The sequence below is a fragment of the Methanomassiliicoccales archaeon genome, assembly GCA_038850735.1.
Classification (GTDB): domain Archaea; phylum Thermoplasmatota; class Thermoplasmata; order Methanomassiliicoccales; family JACIVX01; genus JACIVX01.
Map to the genome: position 1 here is coordinate 1 of JAWCLO010000004.1, position 16,227 is coordinate 16,227.

Here is a 16,227-nt window from a genome sequence, read left to right on the forward strand (position 1 = left end):
GCATGATCAAACACGAGGATGGTTTTATTCGCAACTTGCTGCTAGTTGCATTTGCTTCCAGAGGGCACCCTATGAATCGGTACTGATGCACGGTTGGGTTCTTGATCCCAAAGGGCAACCGATGTCGAAAAGCCGCGGAAATGTAATTGAGCCGGCTAGCGTCATAAAGGAATACGGGGCCGATGCGCTGAGATTCTACATGATGCGAACGAATGCGCCATGGGAGGACATAGCATTTCAATTTGAGGGCGTGAAAAATGCAAGAAAGACCCTCAACATTTTATGGAATGTCTGCAATTTTGCCACTTCTTACATGGCACTCGATAAGTTTGATCCTGCATTAGTAAACGATGAAATAATAAAAAATGCGTTCAGAAAGGAGGATCTCTGGCTTATTTCGAGATGTGAGAAACTGAAAAACGATGTCACACGTCATCTCAATTCATATGAGTTGCATAAAGCGACTAGAGCGCTTGAAGAATTCATACTCGAAGATTTGAGCAGATGGTACGTGAGACTTGTTAGAGATCGGATGTGGAAAGAAGAAGGAGATTCGGATAAATTAGCAGCGTACAAGACTCTACACGATGTTCTGATGAATGTCACCAAGCTCCTGGCACCATTTTGTCCTCATATTGCCGAAGAGATTTACCAACACTTGGATGGCTCTATGGAATCCATCCACATGCTAGATTGGCCAGCAGCAGACCTTACGCGTACGAATGATAAATTAGAATCAGCAATGAAGACCATTCAAGAAATTGTTGAAATTGTCACAAAGGAACGTCAGGCTCAGGGAGTCAAGCTTCGGTGGCCACTTCGTCGTATAATTATAAAGGCGAATAGCAACGAAGTAATGAATTCGATCAAGTCGCTTGAATCAATATTATTGTCGCAAGCAAATGTCAAAACAATTGAATATGTCGATCCAGGTGAGGAGTGGGAAGAGCTCATTCTGAACGTAGTTCCAAATCCACATGCCATTGGAAAAGTATACAGACAGTGGTCGAGTAAAATAGCGGTTCTGCTTAAGACAAGACCGGCAAAACAAGTGAAGCAAAGCGTCGAAAAGGGAGAATATTATCTCGGGGTCGAGGGGCAGTTGCTCAAAATCGAGCCCAATATGGTCTCATTTACAGTCTCCCTTCCACCAGATATCATCGGCACGAAATTCTCAGCCGGCGAATTATATATGGACTTCAAAATCACACCGGAAATCGAAGCCGAAGGATACGCACGAGAAATTATCAGAAGAATTCAGCAAATGAGGAAGGATGCGAAATTGGATATTGAAGAATATATAAAGGTACAATTGAGTGCTTCCGAGAAAATTCAAGAATTCATTGAAAGCCATAAGAGCTATGTAATGAATGAGACAAGGGCTCGTGACATTGTTTTTGTTGATGAGCCAGATGGAGAAATGGTCGTTGAATGGGATATTGAAGGAGAAAAGGTGGTAATAGGTATTACCTCGCTTCACACAAAAGATGCAATCAAGGAATTCTCGATGATACCTGGCCTATCAAAAGAAGCCTCTATTGCACTTGCAGAAGCAGGATACAGAAACATTGAAGGTCTAAGAAAAGCAGGAACTGAAGCCCTATCGAAAGTCAGTGGCCTAGACAAGAACGACCTAAGAAAGATACTGCATTACTTCGAAAAAAGTGAACCTCAAGTAATTGAAACATGCCCAAATTGTGGGGTTCCTGTAAAGATGGATTCGCTTGTTTGCTCATCCTGCGGCAAAGTACTGAAGGAAGACAAGGCCATGCCAAAGGAAGAATTTATTATGTACTTATTGCGAATACCGCGAATGAATAGAGTCAAAGCAGAGCTTCTTTACGATTCTGGGTTCAATAATTTGGAGAAAATTAAGAATGCGAAACTTGAGGAGCTCCGCGCGCTTGGCGGCATAGGATCAAAGACGGCAGAAGCGATTTTCAATTATGCACTTTATGGTGGTTTTGAAAAGAATTTAAAGTGCGCTACGTGTGGTGCGATCATCAGGCCAAATGAAATTTCATGTTCCTCATGTGGTGCGAGTGTTTCCATTGGTTCACAAGAAGTTGAAGAAGTCGAAGCATTAGAAAGCCCAGTCATGGAAGATATTCAACTCGAAAAATCATTCACTTATCTGATCAAGGAGGAAAAATCAGAGCGATCTTACTATCTTTTTAAGCAGGCCCTTTCAAAGGGTTTTAAGGGATTCTGCGTAACGAGAAACTATCCTCTAAAGATAAGATCGAGGTATGATATTGGCGATGTGCCCATAATATGGCTTTCAAATGTGGGAAAGGAAAACAGTCTTCGTCCTAAAGACTTGGAGAAGCTCAGTGTCTCGCTTGAGCAATTCCTTTCATCCACGGAAAACGCCATTATACTGCTGGATGGTCTTGAATACCTCATTACTAATAACAATTTCATTACAGTTCTTCGATTCGTCCAGTCCCTCCGCGATCAGGTGGCAATTAGGGAAGCGATACTACTGCTTGCATTGAATCCTTCGACGCTCGCACAGCACGAACTTAATCTCTTGGAGAAAGAAGTTGATACAACAATTTAATGCATCAGGAGTTGCGATCGCTTCGATTCAATAGTGCCGAAATCACCATGTCAAACCCCGGAACAGTTTTATATTTTTCCAGTTCGTGCGGTTTTACCCATTGGTACTCAGTATGCTCCCAGTCCAATGTAACATCAAAATCGCCAACTTCGAATAAGTAGGAGTGAATTGCCCAAATTCTATTCCCCGATCGCGCCCATATTTTAGGTCCAACTTTTAGGAGTTTTGCATTAGAAACTCCGACCTCTTCGAGGACTTCTTTGTATGCTGTTTCCAATGGCACTTCGTTCTTTTCCACAAATCCACTTATGCCGGCCCAATACCCTTTGAAAGTCCCGACTTTTTCGCTCCGTTTCAGTATCAGGATTTCATTATCTCTTTTAAGAATACACGATACAACGTTAACCTCGTCTATATCAGGCAGTTCCAATTCACCAGTAGTACCATTTACAATTGCGCGATCGTCATTTCTCAAGAGAGATATGTCTATGCAATCAATCATTGGAATTCCGGCCATTACCGCACCTGTTGCTATAATGGGTTCTGCTCTATGATTAATGATAGCGGCAGGAGATTTTTTCATCTTCTTGAGCTGAAGAATCGCATAAGAGCCAACCGTGCTTCCTTTTCCTACAGGGAACGCCATGATTCTTCCGTCTATGCTCGTCCCCTTCAAATTCTCAGGTGCAAGTAAAGTACCATTGGTGACATTAACACCACCAAGAAAGCTAAAGGGTGAATTTATGAGCAGTATTCTTCCTTCCACTTTACCTTTAGAAATACCTCTACCTTTCAAAATCAAATGACCATCTCCAATAGTCGAATTGCATCCGCACAGGTCACTTTTTGCGAGCAGAGGGTAGGCAAATAGCAACACGCCTTAGCTGAGTTTGTTCCAGTGAATCTGTAACGTTTTTCAATAGGCGCTACAACCATGCATGTATCGCATACAACTTTGCCAAAGCGTTCTAGGATTTCTGTTTCTCTGGGGCACTTTTCTGTCATATATCTTGAAGTGCAAAACCAAACATCTACATCCTTATTCTTTTTAGCCTGAGCAAGCTCCGCAGCAAGCCACCTCATTTCCTCAATCGAGAGGTGCGGACAACCAAGTGCGATTAGCTCAGGATCAGTTCCTGAGGTCAGTGATTCACAGACTTCCTTAAGTTCTTCATCAGTTACCTCAACCTTTTCTAAATGCGATAAATCGAAATGATTTGACTCAGGCGTCAATCCTTCCACGTGAAACATCGCCACGGATCCTGATGACGCCATTGCTGCAGCCATCGTTTTGAGTTCATCTGCATTTGGATGGATTCCGGTAAAATAAGGTATACCGCCTGAAACGATTTTTCCTACTGCATAACCAAGCAATGAGTGACTAAACACACCAGCTTTGATTTTTGCCTTGATTATAATCGTCGGCTTTCTGTTTTCGGTTATATGCAAACCGTAATTTGGCGTCTTTCCGATTATGGCAGCGGCAAGAGCTCCAGGTCCACCCTCCCTATTCGTCCTCGCCCCTATCACTGAATTTGCATAAGACAGAGCAGATGATTCCGCCCAGGAAATTGTATCGCCTTGATGAGGTTTATTTACGGTAAGGTATGGTGTGCAAGTGCAACTCACGGTTACTCCCATTCTTTCGTAATAAGATATTATTTCGAGCTGTCTTTCTGCAAATTCTTCATCCACGCCCATTTCCTTCCATCGTCTGAGATCCATGCCTGCAGGATTTAACGTTGTTGGCACCTCAACCCTTGTATCTCTCGAAATTTCGGCCAAAAAACTAATTCCACCATCGCCGATTGTTTTGTAGGAAACGCCCGATAGATGAGCAGATGTGATGGGTATCAAGTGATCAGCATCGTAAATTGTACCGAGTGCTACCAGCAATTCCATAGCTTTTTGCCTGCCATAGCCTTCTTCTCCGCTTAATATCCTCTCCTCGGCTTTTGTCAGGTACATTCTGAATCCGAGTAGGCATGTAAATAGAAAAACCTTATGATAGCAAAACTAAAAATCGAAGGAAATCAAGGCGGGCCTGCCGGGATTTTCATCTCTGAGTTCAGAGATTTTGAACCCGAGTTTGAGGCTCTCTTCGGACATCTGCCACCGGAGGCCTCTGTGATATCCAAGCTACACTACAGGCCCTTTAAATGGCCCGATAGAATGTGTATGCAATAAAGCTTTTGAATTGATCTCGATGAGCAGAAAATTCTTAGATTCAAATTCTAAGCTTGAATTTTGGATTTTGATTCAATCTATATAGACTGTGAATACACAATGATTAAGATTGTTGAATGTTCTCAACGAATTGATAGGTGCTGTGATGCTAAGAACTCTGAAGTGGCTGATTCCGAAATCCGCCAAGCAACGTAAGCGCTTTACTATTTCCATCGTACTCGTCATCATTATATGCATAGATCTTGCGCTAATTTATTACAATCTTACAATAGCAACAGATGAAAAGAAAGTAGAAATAGCTACCCTACCATCTGATGTCTTAGAAGTAAAATTCGCTGTGCCAGATCGTGTGCTTGTCAGGACAAATGACAGTATATTGGCTCTTGAAGATGGCAATACATTGGAATATTTTATTTCCGGCCACCCTACTGATTACATCGTAGGGAGCATGACTGGTGCGGTGGCAATTCTGATTGGCAGCAATATGATTTCTTATTATGAGCCTAATAATAACAGTGCTCTATTTTCAATTGAATTGAATGGCTCAATAGATTTACTTGGGATTTCTGAGAAATATGCAATGGGTTTGTATCGCCCAACTCAAATTGGTTGCATTATCAGAAACGATACCAGTACATGTTTGATGCAGATTTCGGTATCATCGGGAGGAGCAATCCTCTGGAAGTACGAATTCCATGAGGAAATTGTAGAAGTCTCCACTGCTAAAAACGCAAATGGAATTGCAATTGCCTTAGAAAATAACACTGTTTACTATTTTAGGGCCACAGATAGCAAACCTAGGGCAATACTTCAATTCTCAGAAAGAATTAAAAAGCTTGAGGTCTCACCCTCATGTGTATATCTTGCTGTACTTTACGGTGATGAATCTGTGCATCTCGCCCATATTGATCTCTATAGGGATTATATTGTGTGGACAGCTGATCTTCCGCTAAATTCTACATCTTTATTCATGCATGGAGAAGCGGAGTCATACATTTTAAGATCCGACGATTCTTTGATTTTTGTAAACGAAACAATCATAACCCCTATAATATCGATTCCAAATATCGAAGAAGTTGCCGTCCCATCGGTGTCCGATGAATTTTTTGTCGTTACTTCAGACAAAATCGAAAAATTTCAATTAGGAAGAGCTACTCCTATATGGCGAGCTGACACGACACTTTTGAATTCAACAAGACTTGCTGTAGATACGACTGGATCTTCCTTAGTCATTTGGTCAAGAAATCATTACGCACTCATAGATGATTCAGAAGCAACCTATGGTAACAGCGCGCTTACTCGGGCAATAGGATTTCTCATTATTGCCGAAATTGTTTTGATACCTGTTTACCACTGGCGCAGGAAGATTGTTAATTTTAACAGACACCACGCATTCGTGCTCTTTTTAGGAGCGCTCGGAGGTGCAATCGCTTATTCTGTGATGGAGGGTTTAACAGCGGGTGAGCACTCTGCCACCAGCATTCTCCTGACAATTCTTGCAGCATTTATTGCCGCTTCTTCTTCGCTTGTGTCATGGAAATCCGAAGGGGGACTAGGTGGAATCATCTATGGATCGGTTGCGGGACTCTTGCTTTCAATTCCAGTTTCACTCTGTGCGCAATTCATTACCTGGAGTTTCGAAATGGACATTCCAAGTTTCGATTCTAGTTTCGCAACAATCATTTACGGCTTTCTCATGAGTGTGAAAATTGCACCTGTTGGGGCAGTGATCGGGGCTATTTATAATAAAGTGTTGACGTCCGTTTGATTCCATAATATCTTTTCATTTTCTATTTTCATCTGGAGGTCCTGATTCGAAGATTGGCAAAAAATGCAGACCTAAGCATCTCTACAAAAGCCAATTGGTTGCAGTTCGCAAAGAACCTGAGCTACTTCTTTTTGAACTCAGTATATCCGCATTTGCCACATGATATTCGGTCCGCGTGTTCTGCCAGGAATACCCCAGGTCCGCATTTCGGGCAGTGCTTCTTCTTTCTTTCCAATTTCCCGCTATTGATCTGATAATAATCCTTTTTCGCCATGACTAGCCCTCCTATTTCTTAGCTGCAGGCGCAGGTTTTGTGCTCTTTTCTTGCTTTTTCTGTTCCTTTTCAGCTAGCTTGTTTCTAACGAGAACAAATTTACTCTCTTTGAGTTTTGCCGTTTCTATCGAATCATAGACTTTGGCATATCCGACTGTATGCGATCGGCCAAACTCAGTCTTTGCACTTGTAAGAATTACGCGCTCCTTTGGAGCATTTAGAATTTCAGAGAGTTTCGATCTGATCGCATCTCGTGAAGGTGTTGGCTCACCAGTATGATCAATCTTGAAGCGCACCTCCAGTCTTTGTTGAAGAACGTTCTCTTTCTTTTCAATTATTTCGATCTTCATTCACATTCCTCCATTTTGCAAATAATGGCTTTTGCCTTCTTGGAAATATTGTCATTGACCCTTACAAAAACCATTCCCTTATCGGGTAACCCGTAGATTAGGCAAGTCCCTACAGGGGCAAGAGCAACACAAACCAGAGCAGCCAAATCCTCCTCTCCATCAACGAAGATTTTGATCCTGCCCTCTTCATTAAGTGCACCTCTGATTGTTTCAACAAGGTCGGGACTTATATGGGATGCTGGATTTTTTACAGAAATCATTGTGCCGTCAACTTTCTCAATTAGATCTTTTAGAATATCCGCATGTTCTCTCTTTGTTCTGAAGTCAAAAATCAATATGTCAGGCAATAATCCGTTTTGCAACAGGTTCGAAGTCACTACATCCCCAACTGTGATTAACTTCTGACAATTCCGAATTTCGCTTTGAATATCTTCCATGTTAACAAGAACTCCAAAGGGCATGTGCAATTGCTCACGCATGGAGTCTTGTAAAATCCATCCTTTCTTAGGAACTTCTAGATTATCTGACCCTGAGTGCGAATTTCCCATTGACATTAATGCCCATCCTCTTTGCTATTTCAGACTTCGTATGGTCTATAATGATCACGTATCCCTGCCAATCCTCAGAAGTAGGATTTCCACACAGAGGGCAAGTTTCCTCCTCAGCGATATAACTACAATGTTTGCACGCACGTTGCACCTTCACGAGGCACCACCCTTCTTTTTCCGATCCTCTTCAATCCACTCAAATTTTCCAAGCCCTGGCTGCCTCATCGTGAGCCCTATTTTGCTCTCCCTAGGCGATCGCTCATTAAGACTCAACGCAACTATCCTCGCCCGCACCTTATCGTTCAGCTTCAAATCTCTTTTTGTGTCCTTCCCAATAAGTCGTTGATTTTCAACGTCAACATCGATTCTATCATCAAGTACCTGACTTATATGAAGGAGACCGTCCAGGGGACCGAATCTCACAAATGCACCGAATTTCATTACTTCACAAATAAATCCTTCAATAACCTCATGCAACTGTGGTCGAAATACAAGCGCTTCAAATTTCACTTTTTGATAAACAGCACCATCACCATGAACAACTCGCCCCAATCCCACTGGTTCAATATTTCTAACTAAGACTGTGTATGAATCATTGCCTTCGATTTTTCCTTCGAATGATTCCCTTGTCAATTCCTTAACAACCTTGTCTAGATCTTCTCCGAGCCTGTGCGGAGGAATTCTAACTACTTTTTCCTGAGTTGTTAGCAAGTACATTGCAAGCCCCTCTTGGACATTTGGGCATGACTCAACCCTTATTTAAAACTTGAGCCTCTCGCAAAAGCTCCAGAATAATCACCATAAAGAATACTTTAAGATTAGAATCAAAAATTGAAAATAAAAAAAGGTTTGTAATCAGACCACAAACAAAGCGGCAAACACCAAGGTGATAGTTGAAAGCAATTTCACTAAGACGTGGAGAGAAGGTCCTGCTGTGTCTTTGAACGGATCTCCCACAGTGTCTCCAACAACTGCTGCAGCGTGAGCTGGGGTACCTTTTCCACCGTGATGTCCAGCTTCTATATACTTCTTGGCGTTATCCCAGGCTCCTCCGCCGTTGTTCATCAAAGTGGCCATAAGTACGCCCGAGATCGTTCCCACCATCAAAAGCGCTCCTACTGCTTGGACGGCCTCAGAATATCCTAATGCCCTTAATATCAAGCCAAAAGTAACCGGGACAACTACTGGTAGTATTCCTGGCAAAACCATAGCTTTCAATGCACCTTTGGTGCTTATATCGACACACTTCGCATAATCTGGCTTAGCTTTTCCCTCAAGCAATCCAGGTATTTCTCTGAACTGTCTGCGAACTTCACTTATCATGTTGTATGCTGCCTTGCCTACGGCTCTGATTGCCAGCGAGGCAAACAAGAACACGAGCATTGCTCCTATGAAAGCACCGACGAATACAGGAGGACTAGCAATGTCGACATGGAATACATCAGCCAACGTCAACGTTCCACTGCCTAGCTTATCATTCATCAATTTAGCCACTTCTTCAAAGTATGCTGCGAAAAGCAGAAAAGCCGCAAGCGCAGCTGAGCCCATTGCGTATCCCTTTGTGAGAGCCTTAGTAGTGTTTCCAACAGCGTCGAGCCTGTCTGTTCTCTTTCTTATGTCCTCGGGTTGATCCGACATCTCGACAATGCCACCAGCATTATCTGTTATCGGTCCAAAAGTATCTTCAGCCAGAATGAAAGCGCATGTTGCGAGCATGCCCATGGTTGCTACTGCAGTTCCGTAAATTCCGTAAATGAATGTTCCCGAGCCTTCGGGTGCAGCCATCACTCCCAATTGGTAAGCCGCTAATAGCGCAATACCTATGGCAATTACGGGCATCGCTGTTGTCTCTAGCGCAACTGAAAATCCTGTGATGATGTTAGTCGCGGGACCGGTTTCAGAGGATTTAGCGATTTCTCTCACAGGTCTCCATTCTCCAGAAGTGTAATACTGTGTTATGTAAACGATAATAATGCTCAAGGCAATGCCGACAAGACCGCAATAGAAGTATTCTATACTGCCAAGCATGCTATCTACTGCTATGTAGAAAAATATCGCAGCTAGAACGCAGGAAAGGTAGTAACCTCTGTTGAGAGCCCTCATCGGATGCTCCTCTTCATTTCTCATTCGTACAGCCATAATACCGATGATTGCCGCAAATACTCCCAGAGCTCTGACCACTAATGGAAAGAAAATCCACCCATATTGTTCTTGCCCTGTAGTATTCTTAACAAATAAGAAAATTGACAGACCAATGATCATTGCGCCAATGTTCTCTGCGGCTGTCGATTCAAAGAGGTCGGCTCCACGACCAGCGCAATCTCCAACATTATCGCCAACAAGATCTGCAATAACCGCTGGATTTCTTGGATCGTCTTCAGGAATGCCTGCCTCAACCTTTCCCACTAGATCTGCTCCTACATCTGCTGCTTTAGTGTAAATCCCTCCTCCCAGCTGGGCAAAAAGTGCTGCAAAACTTGCACCGAATGCATAGCCAACTGCGTAAAACAAGGCATCTTTCAATCCGAAGAACATTTCATAGAGAAAGATTACACCTGCAACTCCCAAAAGGCTCAATGACACAACGGCAAGGCCCGAAACAGCTCCTCCTCGAAATGAGATCTTGAGAGCTTCATCTAAAGTCCTTCTTGCAGCGCTTGCAGTCCTGATGTTTGAATTGACTGAAACGTACATTCCTATGTATCCCGATAATGCAGAGAAGAACGCACCCATGAGAAACGCCACGCCGACCTCGAGTCTGATTCCTGCCGAAATAATTATTGCAAGTATAATGCTGATTATCCCAATTGTCTTGTACTGTCTTGCTAAATATGCCATCGCTCCGACTCGTATCGCATCGCTAATCTCCCGCATTTCTGGTGTGCCAGTGTCTTTTCTGAAGATGCTCCACGTCAGGTATCCTGCGAACAATAGTCCAACAACGCCTGCCAATGGTATTATGTATAACAAAGTGTCCATAAACAATCCGTCCCCGGTGTTTTGGCCCGGTTATTTTTGTACTTATATAAATCGTTTATTCTCGTGATCGCTACATGGATCGAAATAAGCATCGAATGTATCGGCAGTTTTGTATGAGTTTTGCATTTTCATGTCTTCCATTAATGCTTTCGCCTGTGCTATGGATTTCAATTCCAAGATCAGGGCATTTAAAAGTGTGTCGCAGCAAACATAGAAGCGTTCAAATTTCCTAGTCTTTCATCAAATGATCATGAAAACTAGAATCTCGCCTTCAACACTACTATGCCATCTGATTTAGTAATATCAATCGATTGACGTCCTGTAAGATGATTCGTCCCGCGCATTTTTAGCACCTCAAGATACTTTCGGCGTGCACCGGCTTCTTCTGAAAACATAAGCAGTATTATTCCATCAACTGCGTAAGCAATTTCAGGGGGATAGAGGTCCGAAGGATTGACTTCACCAGTGACAACCGTTGTAGAATTCCAATTCTTGAGCATATTAACAAGATCAAAAAGAAAGAGTCTGTATTGACTCTTTATCATATTTCCTACGACGGTGATTGGATCGATTACGATCCTTTGAGGAATAATCTCGGCAACTTGCCGTTCTATTGTATCGAGTATTTTGTCGGGGTCCATTCTTCGCATAATGGATCCAAGATCGAGGTATGATATGTCACCTCCGAAATATTCGGGCTTTATAAAATCAAATTGAGATGCGAACCTCAGCATCCATTGAGTTGGCTCGCTCAGCGTGGTAATAAACAACCCTCTTTCTCCAATTTCAGCCCCTTTACACAAAAACTTCAGGGCAAATGTTGTCTTGCCAGTGCCAGCTGCTCCTGACACCAATATTACTGAAGGAAATGGAAAACCTCCTTCTATCATTTCATCGAGACCAGAAATTCCAGATGGAATTCGTACGATTTTGTTGGTCCACTTGGTCGAGTCTTGTTCAAAATTCAAATCCCTGCCTCCTTGTCGTTCATTTTCCCAAATTCACTTCTGCTAGGGGAATGAGTTAAATCATGAGATAACAGGGATGATGAGATTCTATGATCTTCTATTTTGACTTCTTTTTTGCTGATAGAGCGGGCAATCTCATACAAGAATGGATGTTTTTCTCTGTCGACGAGTATAGGCAGAATAACGCCTCTAGCGATTGCAGTTGAATGCACAAAGTCCCGCAGAAATCTTTCGGTTGCTGGGTATCCATTGTATATCATCAATGTGGCCAAGTTATCTATAATCGCAAAATCAAAAGAGTTCAAATCAACAGGCCGTGAATTTGATGCAGATGAAATATGCGTTAGTAATTCTGGCAAATTATCAATTTTGAAAGGCTCACCTAACAATTCGAGTCCCACTGAAGTGGACCTTCTATCTGAAGAAAATTTCGCAATGATATCTACAAACGTAAGATTGTTGATACTGATATTATGAAGTTTCAACAGATAGGCAATGTAATGGCTCGGCCTATCAATGGTGATTACGAGACCGCGCATTCCCATAAGACTGGACATTGCCTTTAGTAAAATAAGATTAATTCTCATAAATTGAGTTGTTCTAGCATTAAGTATTAATGGTGTCAAATCCTTTGACTTGACTAGCTCGTCCGCAAAGGACTTGGCTAAGGACACATCTCGTTCGTTCATGCTCATTTGAAACGAAGCTATTCAATGCATATATCCTTTTGCTGTCCTCAAGAGTGCACCCTTTTGTAATTTTAACAATAGATCTACTTTTTATCGCCTCTAGTAGCTATCCCTAGAATTTTGAAAAAAAAGGAATGGATTCTCTTCGAAATGAAAAAATGCAAAATATTATGATCGATCTCAATTTCAAAAATCCATCAGACCAAGCTCCATACTATTCGACTGCTTGTTAAACCTCTATATACTTATAACCCTTTTTACCATCAAATGCTGGGGAGAGGCGACGTAATAGGGCTTCTACTCGTCTATTGTTACGTGGCATCAATAGTCGCAATTTCTCAACATATTAGAAAACGCTATGGTGGCGATGCGCAAAGAAAATTCATACATATGGCTACGGGAAACATTGTTCTATTTTGGTGGGTATTTGACCAAGCATGGGTTATGGCGTTTCTCGCTGCTGCGCCTTTTGTGCCAATTCTATTATTGGTGTCGCCCTATTCACCCATTCCGAAATTGCGCAATTCTGTTCTAGGTAGAACTACAGGAGCTGGGCATGGACTAGGTCTCGTGATGTATGCAATTTCCTGGACAATACTTGCCTTCATTTTCTTTGATAACCGGGCAATCGCATCTATAGGAATAGTTGCGATGGCATATGGAGACGGATTCGGCGGATTTGTTGGAAGACGTTATGGGCGCAGAAAGTTATTATATGGAAAGAGTCTTGAAGGCTCGATTTCTGTGTTTATTGCAACCTCAGTGGCAACTCTTGCTGTTCTCTCATATTACGACTACTTGTTCACTAATTCAATGTTTACAGTTGCGATGCCCAGTGTAATCCCGAGCATCGGGATCTCACTAGGCATAGGAGCTTTCGTGGCCTTGGTTGAGCTGATTACCCCAGGTGATATTGATAACATTGTCATTCCCATACTCACCTCGTGTGTCGTTTACTTTACGGGGATTTAGACAATGCGGTGGATCGTGATTGATGGAATAGATGGCTCTGGAAAAACAACGTGTGCTATGTGGATCAAAGATTACTACGAAAAGAGGGGAGAGACAACGAAGGTTTTCATTCATCCGTCGGAGAGATTGTGCGGTAGAATCTCTCGCTGGGCTCTTCGAAAAGCCGGGAAAATCATGGAGCTTTTGGCAGCACTTTTCTTCATAATAGACGTATTTCAATCATTGTACATAATGAAGTCAAGGAAGGAAGGTTGGCGCAACATCGTTTTCGTGAGGTATATTTTAGCCACTGCATACCTGCCTGAGAAATTATCAGAATTTGGGTACAAGTTTTTTGAGAAATTGCTTCCTGTGCCTGATAAGCTAATACTCATTGATGTTGATCCTCACATTGCATATAAGAGAATTATGGCGCGTAATGAAGAAAAAGAAATGTTTGAAGAACTTGATCATCTGCATAGGGTTCGCGATCGCATGCTGCGATTGTCAAATGGCAAGTGGAGCATTCTTGACAATAGTAATAACGACTCGGAATCCCACATAAAGCTCATCGAGATATTGACGCACTGGGATTAGCGATAATACTGACTATCCAAACAGCCCCACTTGCGCAGACTGCTAGAAGTATTGTAAATAAGTATACTGCTTCGATTCCGCTTGATACATAAATCGGTGCGGCGATTATCGGTGCGAGAGAATATCCAAAAAATCTCGATCCGTTAAAGAGCGATGACACCGTGCCTCGACTGCCTGGTTTGATTTCCACAGATAATGTCAACAAAGGAGCCCATACAATCGCAGTCCCCGAACCAAGAACTGCAAGCGATACGACAATCATGAAAAGGGTATCCGTAGATCCCATTAATACCATTGATACTATGATTAAAATATAGCCTATTATGGGCGTAATGAATCTTCCGAGCTTGTCCGTTAGTCTTCCCCCAACTGGTGCCGCAAGTACTCCGGCGATTCCCGTGGTGGCCATAATTGCTCCAATATCGCTTTCCTTTAGACTTAATGGAGGTAAAGATAGAAAATCGGAAACGAATGATATTGTAGAAACATAGCCAATGAAGGTGAGAAAACCTGTGAGAGATAAAGCAAAAATCTTCTTATCACGTATTCCTTGCCATAAATTTTTGATTACTTGCAATGCACTTTGAGTGCCTCTCGCAAAAATCATGTTCATAAATTGGATCCTGAAGAAGAGCGCAATTACTGCGATCATTGAGGCTATAACAAGGAATACCGCGCGCCAATTCACAATCGAGATGAAACCAGCTATGAATGGACCCAAAGCGATCCCTGCTGTCGTTGCCGCCCCGAGATTACCCATTGCCTTACCCCGTTCTTCATACGGTACAATATCCCCGAGTATCGCCACTAGAACGGGATTCACAAATCCATAACCGAAGCCTTGAATAATTCTAGCAAGATAAAAAAAGGATAAATTCGGACTCACCGCGCAAAAGATGCTTCCAACGATGTAAAAGAGGAAGCCAAGTAAGACTGTTTTCTTTCTGTCGTAAACGTCTGAAATCGCACCCGAAAATAGAGTGAAGAAAGCAAATGGAATCATGAAGAAAGTTATTGAAAGTAAGACCGATGGCGCAGAAGCATCAAATTCTGCTTTCAGCGTCGGAACAAGTGCCAATACGGCATTACCCGAAAGGGGACCGATGAACGATCCTAAATAAATCGAGATCCTTTTTAGATCTGTCACTGACGGCGAATCTTCTTGCTATTATATCAATCAATTGAGACGAGGAAAGCCTATATTTCATGGAGAGTGTGAAAATTGTTGTAGTAATATCCGCTACAACAATAAACTGGAGAGGCTCATATTCGCCAAGCGAATCCGCAACTCTTAAATTCACATATCTTTATCGTCCCTTTGAGAGTCGCTGGGCTCAATATGGATGAGAACACTTGTATTTGGTAGCCTTTTCGATATCTCTGATTCAAGATGATCCGCAATTCTATGGGAATTCTCAACGCTCATCCCTGAGTCAACTACCAAGTGCAGATCTATGAATCTCTGATTTCCCGATTTTCTCGTTCTTAATGAATGAAAATTGACAACGCTAGGCATATGATCTAGTAGAACGTTCTTGATGACCATTTCCTCTTCGGGAGGTAGTTTCTCATCAACGAGTCCTCTTGTTGACTCAATGAATAGGTTATAAGCCGCCCTCAAGATGACGCATGCGACACCAATAGCTATCAATGGATCCAATACTGTTAGTCCTGTTAGACGGATCCCAACAAGACCGAAGAGAACACCTGCAGATGTCCAAACATCAGTCTTAAGATGGAGTGAATCAGCTTTCAAGGCGATAGAATCCTCTTCTTCGGCGATCTTAGACAAGTAACGGGAAACAAGAAAATTTACAACTATGGAAAACGCCATGATTGAAATTCCGACTTCAACCAATTCAACGCCAACATTATTCAGTATTTTCATCAAAGCCTCGTAAACAATAATGATTGAGACAAAAAAGATGAGCAATGCTTCTATTGTACCTGCCATGTTTTCATATTTTCCATGGCCATAAGCATGATCATAATCAGGTGGCTGGGCTGCTTTGTTTACAGAGTAATTTGCAATAATCGCTGCAATGAGATCCATCGCAGAATGAAGAGCCTCGGAGATCATGCTAACTGAAAACATCAAGAATCCTGCTATTAATTTCAAACAAACAAGGATGGAATTGCTGATTACCGAAATCCTTGCTGCCTTAATTCTCTTCAAATCGATCAAGAGAAAAGAACATTTTTCTTACTTGGGATTTTTGGTGGGGGGGGTTTTCGCGATATAATTGACACACATATTCATGCATTCTCATTTGCGTCGGCAAAAAATTACTTGAGAATTTACATTCATTGAGCGATAGTAGTTCCTTTATATACTGATACGATTGTAAGCGGA

At 42.2% G+C, this 16,227-nt stretch carries 16 protein-coding genes and 1 tRNA gene; 4 read left to right on the forward strand and 13 right to left on the reverse strand.

Annotation, left to right across the window (positions count from 1 at the left end; genetic code table 11):
* On the forward strand, positions 1 to 2,563 hold a 2,563-nt coding region (locus QW087_03415), incomplete at its 5' end, for a class I tRNA ligase family protein (GenBank protein MEM2943770.1).
* Between the two features lie 4 nt (positions 2,564 to 2,567).
* On the opposite strand, the gene QW087_03420 is transcribed toward QW087_03415, so the two are convergent.
* The 3 genes from QW087_03420 to QW087_03430 all read right to left on the reverse strand — a co-directional run bounded on the left by QW087_03420 (position 2,568) and on the right by QW087_03430 (position 4,717).
* The gene (locus QW087_03420; protein MEM2943771.1) at positions 2,568 to 3,365 is read right to left on the reverse strand and encodes a DUF126 domain-containing protein; all 798 of its coding nucleotides are present in this window, start codon (positions 3,363 to 3,365) and stop codon (positions 2,568 to 2,570) included.
* The gene (locus QW087_03425) at positions 3,362 to 4,531 is read right to left on the reverse strand and encodes an aconitase X catalytic domain-containing protein (GenBank protein MEM2943772.1); all 1,170 of its coding nucleotides are present in this window, start codon (positions 4,529 to 4,531) and stop codon (positions 3,362 to 3,364) included. Before QW087_03425 ends, QW087_03420 begins: the two co-directional genes overlap by 4 nt.
* Positions 4,532 to 4,602: 71 nt before the next feature.
* A tRNA-Arg gene (locus tag QW087_03430) sits at positions 4,603 to 4,717 on the reverse strand.
* Positions 4,718 to 4,862: 145 nt separating this feature from the next.
* Between QW087_03430 and QW087_03435 the strand changes: the two genes are divergently transcribed.
* The gene (locus QW087_03435; GenBank protein MEM2943773.1) at positions 4,863 to 6,518 is read left to right on the forward strand and encodes a hypothetical protein; all 1,656 of its coding nucleotides are present in this window, start codon (positions 4,863 to 4,865) and stop codon (positions 6,516 to 6,518) included.
* A 121-nt stretch (positions 6,519 to 6,639) separates the two neighbouring features.
* Here the strand turns inward: QW087_03435 and QW087_03440 are convergent, their stop codons facing one another.
* From QW087_03440 to QW087_03475, 8 genes are all read right to left on the reverse strand, one after another.
* Complete coding sequence (locus tag QW087_03440; GenBank protein ID MEM2943774.1) at positions 6,640 to 6,792, reverse strand: 30S ribosomal protein S27ae; 153 nt, start codon at positions 6,790 to 6,792, stop codon at positions 6,640 to 6,642.
* Between the two features lie 11 nt (positions 6,793 to 6,803).
* The gene (gene rps24e / locus QW087_03445) at positions 6,804 to 7,142 is read right to left on the reverse strand and encodes a 30S ribosomal protein S24e (GenBank protein MEM2943775.1); all 339 of its coding nucleotides are present in this window, start codon (positions 7,140 to 7,142) and stop codon (positions 6,804 to 6,806) included.
* The gene (locus QW087_03450) at positions 7,139 to 7,621 is read right to left on the reverse strand and encodes a GTP-dependent dephospho-CoA kinase family protein (GenBank protein ID MEM2943776.1); all 483 of its coding nucleotides are present in this window, start codon (positions 7,619 to 7,621) and stop codon (positions 7,139 to 7,141) included. Before QW087_03450 ends, rps24e begins: the two co-directional genes overlap by 4 nt.
* A 40-nt stretch (positions 7,622 to 7,661) precedes the next feature.
* On the reverse strand, positions 7,662 to 7,847 hold the full coding sequence (spt4, locus tag QW087_03455) for a transcription elongation factor subunit Spt4 (GenBank protein ID MEM2943777.1): 186 nt from the start codon (positions 7,845 to 7,847) through the stop codon (positions 7,662 to 7,664).
* Positions 7,844 to 8,407, reverse strand: a complete 564-nt coding sequence (locus QW087_03460; protein ID MEM2943778.1) for a DNA-directed RNA polymerase — start codon at positions 8,405 to 8,407, stop codon at positions 7,844 to 7,846. Before QW087_03460 ends, spt4 begins: the two co-directional genes overlap by 4 nt.
* A 138-nt stretch (positions 8,408 to 8,545) precedes the next feature.
* A complete protein-coding gene (locus tag QW087_03465; protein ID MEM2943779.1) occupies positions 8,546 to 10,669 on the reverse strand; it encodes a sodium-translocating pyrophosphatase in 2,124 nt (707 codons plus the stop codon).
* A 257-nt stretch (positions 10,670 to 10,926) separates the two neighbouring features.
* Positions 10,927 to 11,637 (reverse strand): ATPase domain-containing protein, encoded by a 711-nt coding sequence (locus QW087_03470; protein MEM2943780.1) that lies wholly within the window; start codon positions 11,635 to 11,637, stop codon positions 10,927 to 10,929.
* On the reverse strand, positions 11,634 to 12,326 hold the full coding sequence (locus QW087_03475; GenBank protein MEM2943781.1) for a hypothetical protein: 693 nt from the start codon (positions 12,324 to 12,326) through the stop codon (positions 11,634 to 11,636). The genes QW087_03470 and QW087_03475 overlap by 4 nt, the downstream gene beginning before the upstream one ends.
* A gap of 267 nt (positions 12,327 to 12,593) precedes the next feature.
* On the opposite strand from QW087_03475, the gene QW087_03480 reads away from it, so the two are divergent.
* Both QW087_03480 and QW087_03485 read left to right on the forward strand, forming a co-directional pair.
* Positions 12,594 to 13,298, forward strand: coding sequence for an SEC59/DGK1/VTE5 family protein (locus tag QW087_03480; protein ID MEM2943782.1), 705 nt, complete (start codon positions 12,594 to 12,596; stop codon positions 13,296 to 13,298).
* A gap of 3 nt (positions 13,299 to 13,301) precedes the next feature.
* Entirely contained in the window at positions 13,302 to 13,874 is a 573-nt protein-coding gene (locus QW087_03485) for a thymidylate kinase (protein ID MEM2943783.1), read from the forward strand.
* Here QW087_03485 and QW087_03490 read toward each other — a convergent pair.
* Together QW087_03490 and QW087_03495 are read right to left on the reverse strand one after the other, a co-directional pair.
* Positions 13,846 to 15,021: an MFS transporter gene (locus QW087_03490; protein ID MEM2943784.1), complete on the reverse strand. Its 1,176-nt coding sequence runs from the start codon at positions 15,019 to 15,021 to the stop codon at positions 13,846 to 13,848. The genes QW087_03485 and QW087_03490 overlap by 29 nt on opposite strands.
* A 150-nt stretch (positions 15,022 to 15,171) precedes the next feature.
* Positions 15,172 to 16,050, reverse strand: coding sequence for a cation diffusion facilitator family transporter (locus QW087_03495; GenBank protein MEM2943785.1), 879 nt, complete (start codon positions 16,048 to 16,050; stop codon positions 15,172 to 15,174).
* Positions 16,051 to 16,227 lie beyond the last annotated feature (177 nt).